The sequence below is a fragment of the Bradyrhizobium sp. USDA 4538 genome (assembly GCF_024171045.1).
Lineage (GTDB): Bacteria > Pseudomonadota > Alphaproteobacteria > Rhizobiales > Xanthobacteraceae > Bradyrhizobium > Bradyrhizobium australafricanum.
This window is the reverse complement of record NZ_JALJZE010000002.1, coordinates 711,798-726,560: the sequence shown is the minus strand read 5'-3', so window position 1 is coordinate 726,560 and position 14,763 is coordinate 711,798. Positions and strand designations below refer to the sequence as shown.

Annotated in this window: 8 protein-coding genes and 1 pseudogene; 4 read left to right on the top strand and 5 right to left on the bottom strand. The window is 61.5% G+C overall.

Going from position 1 to position 14,763, the window contains the following annotated elements; all coding sequences use genetic code 11:
• The first annotated feature begins 273 nt into the window (after positions 1–273).
• The gene (locus J2R78_RS44570; RefSeq protein WP_253610635.1) at positions 274–4,071 is read left to right on the top strand and encodes an IPT/TIG domain-containing protein; all 3,798 of its coding nucleotides are present in this window, start codon (positions 274–276) and stop codon (positions 4,069–4,071) included.
• A 615-nt stretch (positions 4,072–4,686) separates the two neighbouring features.
• On the opposite strand, the gene J2R78_RS45600 is transcribed toward J2R78_RS44570, so the two are convergent.
• The 5 genes from J2R78_RS45600 to J2R78_RS44545 form a co-directional block, all read right to left on the bottom strand.
• Complete coding sequence (locus tag J2R78_RS45600; protein WP_375167203.1) at positions 4,687–4,926, bottom strand: helix-turn-helix domain-containing protein; 240 nt, start codon at positions 4,924–4,926, stop codon at positions 4,687–4,689.
• A 926-nt stretch (positions 4,927–5,852) separates the two neighbouring features.
• On the bottom strand, positions 5,853–7,226 hold the full coding sequence (locus tag J2R78_RS44565; protein WP_253610390.1) for a multicopper oxidase family protein: 1,374 nt from the start codon (positions 7,224–7,226) through the stop codon (positions 5,853–5,855).
• 13 nt (positions 7,227–7,239) lie between these two features.
• Positions 7,240–8,679, bottom strand: coding sequence for a TolC family protein (locus J2R78_RS44560; protein WP_253610391.1), 1,440 nt, complete (start codon positions 8,677–8,679; stop codon positions 7,240–7,242).
• Positions 8,680–10,228: 1,549 nt separating this feature from the next.
• Complete coding sequence (locus J2R78_RS44550) at positions 10,229–10,636, bottom strand: DUF4332 domain-containing protein (protein ID WP_253610393.1); 408 nt, start codon at positions 10,634–10,636, stop codon at positions 10,229–10,231.
• 431 nt (positions 10,637–11,067) lie between these two features.
• Positions 11,068–11,403 (bottom strand): antibiotic biosynthesis monooxygenase, encoded by a 336-nt coding sequence (locus tag J2R78_RS44545; RefSeq protein WP_253610394.1) that lies wholly within the window; start codon positions 11,401–11,403, stop codon positions 11,068–11,070.
• 1,461 nt (positions 11,404–12,864) lie between these two features.
• Here J2R78_RS44545 and J2R78_RS44540 point away from each other — a divergent pair.
• The 3 genes and pseudogenes from J2R78_RS44540 to J2R78_RS44530 form a co-directional block, all read left to right on the top strand.
• On the top strand, positions 12,865–13,185 hold the full coding sequence (locus tag J2R78_RS44540) for a transposase (protein ID WP_253610395.1): 321 nt from the start codon (positions 12,865–12,867) through the stop codon (positions 13,183–13,185).
• Positions 13,100–14,218 carry an IS4 family transposase gene (locus J2R78_RS44535; protein ID WP_253610396.1) on the top strand — a complete coding sequence of 373 codons (1,119 nt, stop codon included), beginning with the start codon at positions 13,100–13,102 and terminating at the stop codon, positions 14,216–14,218. The genes J2R78_RS44540 and J2R78_RS44535 overlap by 86 nt, the downstream gene beginning before the upstream one ends.
• Positions 14,212–14,651 (top strand): annotated as a pseudogene (locus J2R78_RS44530) (transposase); the annotation flags it as partial. The gene J2R78_RS44535 and the pseudogene J2R78_RS44530, both read left to right, overlap by 7 nt.
• Positions 14,652–14,763 lie beyond the last annotated feature (112 nt).

The window sequence follows — 14,763 nt, the reverse complement described above, 5'->3', positions numbered from 1 at the left end:
CGGCGCACAACCGGCGTCAGGCGGCGCGGGCGCGGCATGACATGCGAAGCTGGCAGGTCGAGCGCCGCGGGCGCTCGCGGCATCTGATTAGAAGATTTCTTTTTTCAAATATTCTGACCGTTATTCCGATAACTGGTGTTCAAAACATTTTATGCGCGCCCCACGGCTATCCGTACGCCGTTTGGGGGTTAAGTGGTGCTTTATTCGTTTTATGCCGTTCTCGGCCGTGCAATCCGCTTGATCTTTCTGGCCGCCGTCGTGCTCGCTGGCTCCATGACCGCTGCGAGCGCCCTAGGGAATGACAAGACGCCCACGGTGACGTCGATCTCGCCAACATGGGGCTCGGAGGCGGGCGGCACCAAAGTGAAGATTGAGGGCGCATATTTTCTTGCGACGGGCGTACCAAACATACATGTGAGTGCGGTAAAATTCGGTAATGCCGATGCGCAAAGCTTCGAAGTGAGATCTGAGCAGGGAGGCTCTGCCTTTAATCGTCACATTTGGATCGTGGCGGTGTCGCCGGCCGGAACCGGCACGGTAGATATTACCGTGGTGACAAACTATGGGACCTCGGCCACCTCTGCTGCGGATCGCTTCAGCTATGTCGGCGCGCCGACGGTGACGTCGCTGTCGCCGACCTCCGGTCCGGAGGCCGGCGGCACGGTGGTGACGATCGCCGGCACCAACCTGGCCAATGCCAGCGCGGTGACGTTCGGCACCAGTGCGGCGCGGATCACGGCGAACTCGGCGACGTCGCTCACGGTGACCTCGCCAGCCGGCAGCGGTGTGGTCGATGTCACGGTGACGACGCCGGGCGGCACGGTGTCGCCGGGCCGCTTCAGCTATGTCGCGGCGCCGACGGCGACGTCGCTGTCGCCGACCTCCGGTCCGGAGGCCGGCGGCACGGTGGTGACGATCGCCGGCACCAACCTGGCCAATGCCAGCGCGGTGACGTTCGGCACCAGTGCGGCGCGGATCACGGCGAACTCGGCGACGTCGCTCACGGTGACCTCGCCGGCGGGGACCGGTGTGGTCGATGTCACGGTGACGACGGCCGGTGGCACGGTGTCGCCGGGCCGCTTCACCTATGTCGGGGCGCCGACGGCGACGTCGCTGTCGCCGACGTCTGGTCCTGAAGCGGGCGGCACGGTGGTGACGATCAGCGGCAGCAACCTGGCCAATGCCAGCGCGGTGACGTTCGGGGCCAGTGCGGCGCGGATCACGGCGAACTCGGCGACGTCGCTCACGGTGACCTCGCCAGCCGGCAGCGGTGTGGTCGATGTCACGGTGACGACGCCGGGCGGCACGGTGTCGCCGGGCCGCTTCACCTATGCGCCGGCGCCGACGGCGACGTCGCTGTCGCCGACGTCGGGTCCTGAAGCGGGCGGCACGGTGGTGACGATCAGCGGCAGCAACCTGGCCAATGCCAGCGCGGTGACGTTCGGGGCCAGCGCGGCGCGGATCACGGCGAACTCGGCGACGTCGCTCACGGTGACCTCGCCGGCGGGGACCGGTGTGGTCGATGTCACGGTGACGACGCCGGGCGGCACGGTGTCGCCGGGCCGCTTCACCTATGCGCCGGCGCCGACGGCGACGTCGCTGTCGCCGACGTCCGGTCCGGAGGCCGGCGGCACGGTGGTGACGATCAGCGGCAGCAACCTGGCCAATGCCAGCGCGGTGACGTTCGGCACCAGTGCGGCGCGGATCACGGCGAACTCGGCGACGTCGCTCACGGTGACCTCGCCAGCCGGCAGCGGTGTGGTCGATGTCACCGTGACGACGCCGGGCGGCACGGTGTCGCCGGGCCGCTTCAGCTATGTCGGGGCGCCGACGGTGACGTCGCTGTCGCCGACGTCCGGTCCGGAGGCCGGCGGCACGGTGGTGACGATCGCCGGCACCAACCTGGCCAATGCCAGCGCGGTGACGTTCGGCACCAGTGCGGCGCGGATCACGGCGAACTCGGCGACGTCGCTCACGGTGACCTCGCCGGCGGGGACCGGTGTGGTCGATGTCACGGTGACGACGGCCGGTGGCACGGTGTCGCCGGGCCGCTTCACCTATGTCGGGGCGCCGACGGCGACGTCGCTGTCGCCGACGTCGGGTCCTGAAGCGGGCGGCACGGTGGTGACGATCAGCGGCAGCAACCTGGCCAATGCCAGCGCGGTGACGTTCGGCACCAGTGCGGCGCGGATCACGGCGAACTCGGCGACGTCGCTCACGGTGACCTCGCCAGCCGGCAGCGGTGTGGTCGATGTCACGGTGACGACGCCGGGCGGCACGGTGTCGCCGGGCCGCTTCACCTATGCGCCGGCGCCGACGGCGACGGTGACCTCGCTGTCGCCGGCCTCCGGACCCGCGTCCGGCGGCACGTCGGTGACGATCACCGGCACGGGCTTGACTGGCGCGAGCGCGGTGAAGTTCGGCGCCAGCGCGGCCACCAGCTTCACGGTCAATTCGGCGACGTCGATCAGCGCGACGGCGCCGGCGGGGACCGGCACGGTTGACGTCACCGTGACCACGCCGGGCGGCACCAGCGCGACGTCCGCGGCCGACAAATTCAGCTATCAGGCAATTACGAGCGTGACGCTGGCGTCGTCGCTCAATCCCAGCAGTTACGGTCAGCCCGTCACCCTCACCGCGACCGTCACCGGATCCGGTGGAACGCCGGCCGGGACCGTGGTCTTCAAGGATGCCGGCGCGGTGATCGGCTCCGCCACGCTGTCCGCAGGCATTGCCTCCTTCGCCACCACGACGCTCGCGGTCGGAACTCATTCGATTACGGCCAGCTATGGTGGCAACACCGTATTCGCCGCGAGCACCTCGCCCGTCCTCAGCCAGACCGTCAATATCCCGGCCGACAGTGTCAAGCTGCGTCAGCTGCAGGTCAACCTCTCCAGGATCGTGGCGCAAAACTCCGGACAGGCGATCTCGGGTGCGATCGACGATGCGATCAGCGAGGGATTCGCCCAGGACTGGATCTTCGCGACCCCGGGCCAGTTGGGCGTCCGTTTCAATTTCGCCGCGGACCCTTACGAGAGCCGCGACGATCAGGGCGATGCGGCGTCCACGTCCGGCACCGGACCCCGCAGCAACATCTTCGACAGCGGAGCAGGCAACGCATATGGCGCGGCCCCCGCGTCTGGCGGCAGCCGACGCAATCCCGCGTCGCGGATCAATGACACCTTCGCCGCGATCGATCCGCAGACGCCGCGCAAGGTGTCGCCAAAGAGGATCCGGGAGAACAAGGACTGGCTGTTCTGGGTCGACGTTCGCGGCACCGGTCTAGATCGCCTGACCTCGACGACCACTGCGGCCGGCATGACCACGACCGCTGCGCCGCTCTACGGCCTACAAGTCAATGCGCTGGCGGGACTGACGTACAGGATGTTGCCTAACTTCCTTGTCGGTGTGGTCGGCGGCTATGAGACCTTCAATTACACCGAGCAGGACATCAACGGCAAATTGACCGGCAACGGCTGGACCGTGGGTTCATATCTGGGCTGGAAGATCACGCCTTCGCTGCGCTACGATGCAGCCGTGGCCTATTCCGGCATCGGCTACAACGGTGTCGCCGGCACCGCCCAGGGCAATTTCAGCGGCAACCGCTGGATGCTCTCGACCGGCCTGACCGGCACCTACCAGGCGCTGGGTTTCACCATCGAACCGTCAGCCAAGGTCTACGCACTTTGGGAGAAGCAGGGCGCTTACGTCGACTCGCTCGGCACCCGCCAGGCGAACTATGACTTCTCGACCGGCCGTGCCTCCGGCGGCGTCAAGTTGGTCTATCCCTTCACCTGGGCCGACAGCATCCTGCTGGCTCCCTATGCCGGTGTTTACGGCGACTACTATTTCAACCTGGACGATGCTGCCGCGATCCTGCAGGCAGGCGGCCTGCCGCTCGCCTCGACACCGCTGCTTCAGGGCTGGTCAGCGCGGGCGGCCGCCGGCATCAACGCCAGATTCGAAAATGGGGTGATGGTTGGTGCAGGCGCCGAATACGGCGGCATCGGCGCCAACTTCCAGACCTGGACCGTCAAACTCAGAGGCCAGATGCCATTCAACGCTCAGTGACAAATGCTCAGCATCGAGAATGGTCAAACATGGCAATATAGGAGGCCAGATGGGGTGAGCAAGGGCCTGCTTGCGAGGCAGGCTTCAAAACCAATGTCGAGAGCAAAATAAATGAGACAACGGACCGTACTCGGGAGTATGGATGCGTGAGGCAATGCGGTGGTGGTGTTTGCGTCGCAAGGGCTGTTCGGCAGGCTGTTACGCTTGCAAACGCCACCCAACGAACCGCAAGCGACGCCATGGATGGTACGAAACAGCGTCAACCGCATTGCGTCCGCCGCCGCCAGACGCGGGTTTCGTACCAAACGGCGAAGCCACCGGTACACGGTGAGGGCGGTAGATCCTTTGGCAGCATGCGCCAGCCTCCGCCAGGGTGTCATGTGGAGGATCGCGTTCAGCGCCTCGCGCAAGTCCGCACCTGGCTTGCGGCTCCGCCTTCTCGGCCTGGGTAAGAACTAGGTAATCCTTTCCCACGTCTCATCCGTGAGATCTGTCGGATAGCGTCAGGTCGTCTGTTCGATCGCCGCAATGCGATCTCGCGTCTCTCGTGTCCACATGCATAGCATAGCGCGATCACAGATGACGCGTCCAGGTAATCCGTTCTAAAGCGTTCTCTTAGGAGGCGAGTTTTCGATATTGTGATGGCGACTTGCCAACGGCGCGCCTGAAGGACATGCTCAAATGCGATTGATCAGCGAAACCGCAGATCAGTGCAATGTGCGTCAGGGGCAGGCTGGTCGTTGCCAACAATTCTTGGCAACGACGAATACGCGTCTCCATCAGGTATCGATGCGGCGTCTGATGAAACGATGCCCTAAATCGCTTGATAAAAAGCGTGCGGCTGACTCCTACCAGCTTCGCAAGATCCTTCAGAAGTACGCTGCGTATCCGCGCAATATACTATGCTCCGTCGCGTCGCATCTGCGTTTGATTCCTCAGAACCATCTGCTCGCTCTCGACGATCTCAAACACTAAGCGCTGCTCCGAGAAACCGCTTCGCGCAGTTGAGCGTGCTTGCCTTCTGGCGGGACTGTATTGCTATGCCTAATGCGTTGGACAAGCACCCGAGATCGATCGCTTAGGGAGATCTCCCTCCACGCTGCGTAACGTCGGCGAGAGGTGATCGATCCACGCCGATCGGGCGTCGCGCATTGATTGTTGACACGATGGTAGCGTCAAGCGCTATAAGCCGGGTGATCGTTGCGCGCCCAAGAGCCTTTGCGGTCGTTTCGGTGTTTGGGTTTGAAGATCCAGCCATGGGTCTGCTGTTGCGCGAGTGTTTCGATCACCGTCTGATCAGCCGTGAAACGGTGAGAAGATCCGACTGTCCGTAGCGACGATTTCGTCGGGTGTCTTCGGTGCAAGCCGCTTGTCGATCGGCTCGTCATGCCCCTATGTCGAGGGTCTTCTTCATGGCCTCGGCGTGCCTGATGTTCTCCGCTGTTGTAGCGAGAACGAATTCGTGGTCCAGTCCACCATTGTTGGGCAAAACGAATGCGATCTGTTCCCCTTGCTTTTCACATCGATCGTGGTCGGCGTAAACATCATCTTTCCGTCCTCCTCGCTCATGGTGATCTGGACCATCCGTGAGGGGTCCTTAGGAGCTCCGGGCTCACCTGCGTAAAGGTGCCGTCGTGGCTATGGCCGGTCGATCCGGCTCCTGGCCATGGGACGGCGGAGATCAGCGTCGCCGTCGCGACCGCAAATGCAGTGATGGTGATATTTCTCGTTCCCGTCGGTCCGTTGGCTTGCGGTGTTATTGCATAGTAGTGTGTGACAGACTACATGCCCTTCATTCCCTGCATGCCTTTCATCTGTTTCATGCTGCCCTCATTCGGAAAGGTCACCGGAGCTTCCTTACGCGCTGGCTGAGCTGACGGTGCGGCGACTTCGTAGGCGACGCTGCCCGCAGGATACTTGTAAGTACCTGGATCGCGATAGTCGTCGTGCGCCATTCCCTCGCGGATCTTCATCACCGTGAACATGCCGCCCATCTCGATCGGGCCGAACTGCCCCGTTCCGGTCATCATCGGCAGCGTGTTGTTGGGCGCCGGCATCTCCATGTTGCCCATCGCCATGCCGGTCGATCCCATCACCATCGCGTCTGGCGCGAGCTTGCCGACCGCCTTCGCCAGGTCCTTGCGCGACACGCCGATGAAGTTGCGCATGTCGTGGCCCATCGCGTTCATGGTGTGATGCGACTTGTGGCAGTGGAACGCCCAGTCGCCGGGATTGTCGGCGAGCATGTCGAAGGCCCTGACGGCGCCGACCGGCACGTCGGTCGTGGTCTCCGGATATTGCGCACTCTCCGGCACCCAACCGCCGTCGGTGCAGGTCACCGCGAAGCTGTGGCCATGCAGGTGGATGGGATGGTTGGTCATGCTGAGGTTACCGATCCGTACGCGCACCCTGTCGCCGAGTCTGACCGCCAGCGGATCGATGCCGGGATAGACGCGGCTGTTCCACGTCCACATGTTAAAGTCTGTCATCTCGTTGACCTTCGGCAGGTAAGTGCCGGGGTCGATGAGGTAGGTGCTCATCAAGAAAACGAAGTCGCGGTCGACGGGGCGGAACGACGGATCGCGCGGGTGCACGATGAACATGCCCATCATGCCCATCGCCATCTGCACCATCTCGTCGGAATGCGGGTGGTACATGAACGTCCCGCTCTTCTTCATCTCGAACTCGTAGACGAAGGTCTTGCCGGGCGGGATGTGCGGCTGGTTGAGCCCGCCGACACCGTCCATGCCGCTTGGGATGATCATACCGTGCCAGTGCACCGTGGTGTGCTCCGGCAGCTGGTTGGTGACGAAGATGCGGACCTTGTCGCCCTCGACCGCCTCGATGGTCGGACCCGGCGCCTGACCGTTATAGCCCCAGAGATTGGCCTTCATGCCGTCGGCGAATTCGCGCACAACAGGTTCGGCGACGAGATGGAATTCCTTCCAGTCGCCGTTCATCCGCCACGGCAGCGACCAGCCGTTCAGCGTGACGACGGGCCGGTAGTCGGGCCCGCTGGTCGGATGCAGCGGCGGCTGCATCACCACCTTGTCCATCGTCGGCGCCTCCGGAATAGCGGCGGCCTGCACGCGGCCGCTGACTGCGCCCGCGGTGACCAGTGCGGCGGTTCCCAAGAATCCTCTGCGTGAAAACATCTGCCGTCTCCGTTCAATCGCCGCCGCCGGCCGCCGGCTGCGCGGTCGAGGCAACAGCGGAAGTCATCGCCGCGGCGCCCTCCGATCCGCCGCCATTCACGGCGGTCTGCAAGTCGGACTGCGCGAGCCAGAAGTCGCGCTTGGCGTCGATCGCCGCGCGCAAGGCGGCGATGCGCTGCCGTGCCTCGGTCAGCAGGGCGAACACGTCGACCTGCATGCTCGAAAAGCGAAGCTGCATCTCCTCGGTGATGATCTGGCGCAGCGGCAGCACCTCGCGCTGGTAGTGGCTGGCGATGTCGTAGGTGGAGCGATAGACGCGGTAGGCGTCGCGCGCCTCCGAACGGACGTTGATCGCCTTCTCGGTCAACCGGTTGAACGCAAGGTGATAGTTCTCGGCCGCCTGGCGAACCCGCACCTCCCCGCCATCGAAGATCGGGATCTGGAACTGGACGTCGAACCCGCGCTCCCTGAACGGTGGGCCCTCCGGATCGCGGGTGCGCCGGTCGATACCGGCGACGTCGAGCAGCGTGACGAAGCGGGTCGCCTCGGTGAGATCGAGCGCCTTCGCCAGCGCGACGACTTCCATCCGCGCGATCTGCAAGTCGAGCCGATGCGCGACAGCATCCATCTCGATGTACGGTAGTGTCCGGGGACGGCGTGGCAACGGCGGTAGCTTGTCTGGAATCCGGTACGACAGCGCGGCACCCCACAGACCCATAAGGCGCGCCAGCCGCTCGCGCCCACTGATCGCCTCCTGCCGGACGGTCGCTAAATCCGCCGCGGTCTCCGCGTAAAACACCTGCTCTCTGGCTTGGTCGAGCTTGTTGATCGCACCGGTCTCGCCGAGCTTCTTGGCGAGCTGCGCCGTGGAGTCTGCGGTAGACTTGGCGTCATTCAACAGAACTGCCATCTCGTTTGCTACCACCGCCCGGAAGTAAGCGCGACGCACCTCGGCGGCCAGCTGCAGTGTCGCAAGCGCTGCCCTGAGCTGCGCTTGCCGAAAGCGTTCACGTGCGATCTCGCTGCGCAACGGCAGCGTCGCAAGTGCCAGGATGTCTCCCACCACCTGCCGTTCGATCTCGCTCGCCCCGTTGCCAGATATTCGGGAAACGGAGAACGTCGGGTTCGGCGGCAAGCTCTGCTCGACCATGTCCGTCTCTGCGAGTGCGAGCTCATTGTAAGCCGCTTGAAGACCCTTGTTGTTCAGGAGCGCGACCTGCACGGCTGAATCTTCCGTAAGCGTCCGCGCAAGCAACCCGCGCACCGCTATCGTGGCGCGTTCTGCGTCGTCCGGGGAGCGCACGAAAGCAGCCTGCTTCCCTTCGATCGAGGCCGTGGCGTTTGAAACGACAGCGAAGCCGCTATCGGACGAGAAGGACGCGCATCCGGAGAGGAGCGCCGCCGACAGGACTGTGCAGATGAGAGCGATCGATTTCGTGCTGGATGTCTTCATCGTTCGTCACCCTCGCCTTTCCGTTTCGGAGTGACGGCCTCGTTGCGCTCGCGCCAAAGAGCGGGTGTCGATGGCCGCAAGCTAAAATAGGGCGCTACGGTTGAGCGATAGGCAACGCGGCGCACCTGGACACCCGGATCCGCGGATGCGACAAGCGGCGCCACAGTCTGGCATCCGCCGAGAGCGGCGCCCAAAATGGTCATGCCGAAGATAGACAAGCGACGTCGTTCGCCCAACGTCCCAATGGTGGCGAACTTCGCCAGAACTCCCAAATACATGCGTACTCCCGATGCGTCGATTGTGCAGGAATGCACGCGCCAAATCGAACGCGCGCCAGTTGGTGACATCGAGATCAGACGATGGGCGGACGATAGAGGCGCGAGAACGCCTCGCTGTGCAGACCCCGGTAAGAAACGGAGATGCAAGTAGACGGAGATTGGGAGGGGATCGCGACAGAAGGTAAATCCGCCCAAATAGCCGAGACGCACGGCATTGGACAGCAAGGCCCCAGCGCGCTCTTCGGAGGATGATGGTGGTTGGCGTGCCGCGCCGCTGCGTCGGCACTCTTGCCCACGTGTTGGTGTTGAGTACTGGCATAACGATGCGAGTCCAGGGGACGCACATTCTTACGCATGATCATAGACATGGATGACGTCCACAACCTGTAACTCATCCAGGCAAGGTGCCGGTCCGGCCCCAACGGCGAGGGTTGTACCCGGCGCAAGCACGCAGAACAGGTAAACGAGAGCGATCGTCGCCCCGACAACATCCGTTTCGATCTCGTCAACCGCCAAAACATCCCGTCGTCGCACCCACGATTCAAACTGAACAGCGTGTCGAACTACGATTTAGCCAAGCCGGATACAAGCAGCTCCGCTGCCTTGGACTCTTGAAAATCACCTGCATCTTTTAAAAATGATCGTTTTTGTGACGCGCGAATCGCGGCGAGGAGAAAGACGGTGTCAGGCTGTTCATGTTCGCTCTTGTTTGTCGTCCTTCGAACGACCCGGCGGGCTTGCTCTATCCCGCGTGCGACGTCCTGATGTCGGGTCCGAAGCTGAAGCTGCCGGGCCAGCGGGCGTCCATCCGCGGGCCGGCACGGTAGAGGGCCTGGCCCATTCCGACGGTCCACGGAATGGGCTTTCGGCGGGCAGCCTCCATACCGGCCGATGGCAATGTGCTCAGAAGGGGGCACAGGAAGCGTGACTCGTTCGCGCGTATTTTGAAGCCAGCGCGGCGGACCAGGAGGACATCCAGAAGGCCCGGAAGGCAGACGGCGGCATACTGCGATGCCACGTACTGGGTCGCTGTGGGGCAGCGCGGACGAAGGCGTCGGGTTCGCTCGCGACCTCTTTCAGGGTCTTACCCTGGACATCCACAACGCATACGCTCGACAGTTCCAATGACACGCAATTCCGGCATAGTTCTCCACGGCTGTCCTCCGTCTCCAGATGCTTGGGGCCGACTCAACGTTGTGACCCCGTTTCATCATCTATCGGAGGACAGCCACCATCATCACCCTTGCTCGGAGCAGGGCCCATTACGGCATCTAGTAAGTGATCTTCAGGGGCAAGTTGCGGGCACGCTGGACTAGGTGAGCAATGGACTTCTCCGAGGGCATGACAATGACGACCTTTCGCGTTTCATTGGCTTCCTTCATCGCCTGCGCTAGGCGTGCGGGGTTGCGATGAGCCAAGTCCCTGACGGTGAAGACGCCAGCGGCACGCAGTAGTTCCACCGTAGCCCTGCCCATTCCTTTGATGCGCATGCAATCGGCGATATTTGCCCACTCGAGCAGTTGCCGTTCGCTGATCCCGGTTTTCGCCGAAAGCGCCTTTCGAGCCCTCACTGTCCTAGCGTGCTCCAGCAGCGCAGCGGTTGTTCGAATCTTCTGAGCCTTTAGCTTGGAAGCGACATAGGCACCGAGCCCGTCAATTCTTGTGATAGGGTATGTCACGACACTCGAACCAAGTTAATTCTCCATCCGCCCGGATGGTGGCAGCTCCACTCGCGGGCCAAGCTTTGCGCTGGTCATTCAGTGCGGTTGCGGGCGAGCTGGATCCTGCGCAATACGTGGCCCAAGCTCGCTGCGACTAGAACACGGTGCGCCCCTCGAAGCCGTCTTCGATGGTGCCGCCGAGAAGGCTGATCCCGCGCGCCGCCAACTGGATGATCTGGCGAGTGCGTCGTCGCTATCACGGCTCGTCTCCTTTACTGCAGCCAGATCGCCCGTGACCGCGAGGTGCCGACGGACGGTATTGAACCAATTGTCCCCCATGATCGCCTCCCCGGCGTTGACGCACTGTCCGTGCCGCGTCCCTTCGCTCAATCCAAGTCCGCGAGGATGCTGAAGCGGATGATGTAATCGGCGCGGCATAAACGCTTCCGTCACGCCGCCGTACTGGAAGCGCGCTCGGTGATCAGGACCTCAAAGCCTTCGAACTTGGGGTGGTCGAGGAAGAGGCTGCCGCCGGTCTCGTTGCCAGCACTGGAATGCGCGCGGCTGAACGCTTCCGAGCGCGTCCAGGCGTCAAACGCGGCGTAGTCGGCCCACACCGTATGTGTGGCGTAGAGCGTGTGGTCTTCGGCTTCCGGCCCCTTCACCAGATGAAACTCGATGAAGCCCTCGACGTCGCCGAGATGGGATTCGCCTGTTTTCCAAACTGTCTCGAACGCCTGCTCCAAGCCCTTATTCACCTGAAAGCGGTTTATTGCGATGAACATTCTTGAGTTCTCCTGTTGGCAGAACGTCCTTCCAACCCTGCCGGCTAAGTTGGTTAAAGACATGACGCGTCAGAACCGCGCAAGGGTATCAACCGGCCAGCGGCAAATTGGCTGAGCTCCTGCAATCGCGCTCGGCACAAGTGCGATCCATAATGCTGCTTTGTACACCCTGCCCGGTCCAGGACTCGAGAACAGCACGTCGTCTTGCGTTGTGCAGTCGGCCGAGCTGCCGGGATGGCGTACGGCCGAGAGCTCTGACGACTGCACGTTCTTGACGTTAAGGATCAGAGGGCCCGGCGTTCCGTCGTTGAGGTGTACTTCCGAATGGTGCCAGAGGGCGCTCGACCAACAACGATCTATGGATGATTTATCCTGCATCGCGTTACGTGAAGTACATCCCGATCAGGACTGATTTGATGATCGGCCGGGATCATTTGAAGTCGGTCGTTTTTGCGCTACTCGATCCGCGTGGTAAATGCGTTCTCGACGTCTCTACGTTGCGCACGAACGGCCTATCGTCAACATGAGCTGTGCGGCCAGCGCCAACGCGCTCATCGAAGACGTTCTTCCATGCACCGCGATCATTCGCTCGGAATGTGCCGACCGCTCCTTGAGAAATGATCTTCGCTTTTAGCGTTATTATTCGATCGAGTAGCTGTTATGGGGACCTCGTGATGAGCAGGTAACAATGGGATCGAACAGCGGTGCCGTCTAGTTAACCCAACCGGGCAGCGTCGAGCGGTCGACTGCAATCCCTCGCGCCGCGTTCATCGCCGCCTGGCGGTAGTACGGCAAGGGAAGATCAAGTTTTGCGATCACCGGGGCAGGCGCCCGGACAAATCTTCTCGCAGAAGTGGCGGCCGTACTTGGGCCCGAATGGTGAGATGAAACCAGCACCGCGTGCGGCATATCTCACATCTTCTCTTATACCGCGTCTTTCAGACTCACTGATCTGCTCGATCGGATATAGTCGTTCGGCGTTGCGATTATCAAGCCAGGAGCTAGCGACGCCGAGATACTCGTTACGAAGCGCCTGAGGAGATGTGCTATGTACGCAGTCCTGAACCGCCACCCAATCCGAGGACGGCATCGGCAGCTCCATCACGGATGCGACGCACGTGTGCGTTGTTGTCGATCGACGATCTCAGCCGCGTCGGTTTGCGGGTTCAGTCCGTCGCGGTTTGCGGGGTGGCGTCATGATCACCACGACAAGGACGTTCAGCAACAGCCATATTCCCAGTACGATCATTAACGTGCGCATGTCGCAACCTCGGCAATGATCCGCGGGCTTCAGAACACGTAAAGTCCGTAGATCTACCTTGATGAGTGGCACCACCCCAATAGCTTTCAATTACCCACATTTGACGTCGGATTTGAGCGAGGCGCGGCGGGCGAAATCTTGAATCGGCAGAATCTGTTGTGATTCATTGTTGAGCACCTGATTCGGAAGTGGGGTGCTCGATGGGGTTGGTGAAGGAACGCGCGGAGACGCGTGCTCAGCGATTGACGACTGGTATCGAGACGTGGGTTGATCAGGAAGTTGCGGGATGCGAGTTTAAGGATGAGCGGCTTGGTCGCCGGTTCTGCAAATTGCTCGCACAAGTCGGGAGCGACATGGGTCAAAGCATCCCGTTGGTTTGTCAGGACTGGGCCAACACGAAGGCCGCCTATCGCTTCTTCTCCAACGAGCGGGTCAATGAGGCCGGATATTCTTTGCGGTCATTTCGAGGCGACGCGCGGGCGCGTAGCGGCGACGGAGGGACCGATCCTCGTCCTCCATGACACGACGGAATTCAGCTTCAAGCGCGAGAAGCCGGATCTGATCGGCTTTACGGGCAAGACGGCAGGACGCACACAGTGCGGCATCCTGATGCATTCTAGTCTCGCCGTGACGACCGAGGGGCTTCCGCTCGGACTGTCGGCAATCAAGTTCTGGACCCGCAAGAAGTTCAAGGGGACGACGGCGCTGAAGCGAAAGATCAATCCGACACGGGTGCCGATCGAGCAGAAGGAGAGCATCCGCTGGCTCGAGAATTTACGGCAATCGACCGACCTTCTCGCTGCCCCTGAACGATGCGTTCATATTGGTAATCGCGAGAGCGACATCTATGAGCTGTTTTGCCTGGCCGAGGAGGTTGGAACGCATTTTTTGGTGCGAACCTGTGTTGATCGGCTTGCCGGGGACGGCAATCATACAATTGCCGACGAAATGGACGAGGTTACGATCAAGGGTTTGCATCGGATCAAGGTCAAGGACGACAAAGGCGATCCCGACGACGCCGTTCTTGAGATCAGGTACCGCAAGATATGCGTCCTGCCGCCGATCGGCAAACAGACGAAATATCCCGCACTCACTCTGACCGTGATCCATGCTCAAGAGCGGGGAAGGCCGAAGCGGCGAAAGAAAATCGAGTGGAAGCTCCTCACCGATCTCCCGGTCCGATCGCGCAAGGATGCCATCAAGAAGATCGAATGGTACGCGTTGAGGTGGAAGATCGAAGTCTTCCATAAGATCCTCAAATCTGGCTGCAAAGCAGAGGACTCAAAATTGCGAACTGCTGAGCGTCTGGTCAATCTGGTCGCGGTCTTCTGCATTGTGAGTTGGCGCGTCTTCTGGATGACGATGCTCAATCGCTCCTCGCCGAATACCCTACCGCAAACCGCGCTGACAGATCCCGAAATCAGGCTTCTTGATCATTTTGTGAAAGACAGGGGTGGCGATTGCTCTCGACGAAGCACGCTCTCGCACTATGTCGTCAAGATCGCGCGGCTCGAGATCTGCTGTCGCAAATCAGGTCGGTCGAGAAAACGCTAATGGAACTGCACCGCGCCGATGAATGCAGCAAGCGTCTTGCAAAAATTCCCGGTGCCGGTCCTGTTGGTGCGTCACTCTTGATGATGAAGACACCAGATCCTCGTATGTTTAAGTCTGGCCGCGATTGTGCGGCTTGGATAGGGCTTACACCCAGAGATCATTCGACGGCCGGCAAGGTCAAGCTTGGGGTCATTACACGTGCCGGCGACGAAATGTTGAGGAGCACATTGGTGGTCGGCGCGACCGCTCTTCTTCAGCATGTAAGAGTAGGTCGAAGCAAACATGCCTCCCGATGGCTTGCCGACCTGCTGCAACGAAAAAGCCCCAAACTTGTCGCCGTGGCGCTTGCAACAAGATCGCCCGCGTTGCCTGGAAACTCATGGTGAGCGGTGAAACGTATCGGCGAATAGAGGAACAGCCAAAGGCTATATAGAGGATTGGCGACCACGGTGAGAACAGAAACTACCGCGTTGCGCTGATGCTGTGAACTTGCATGAGAAGAGCAGATGGTGCGATCGATCGATCCAAAACTCGTGACACTCCGT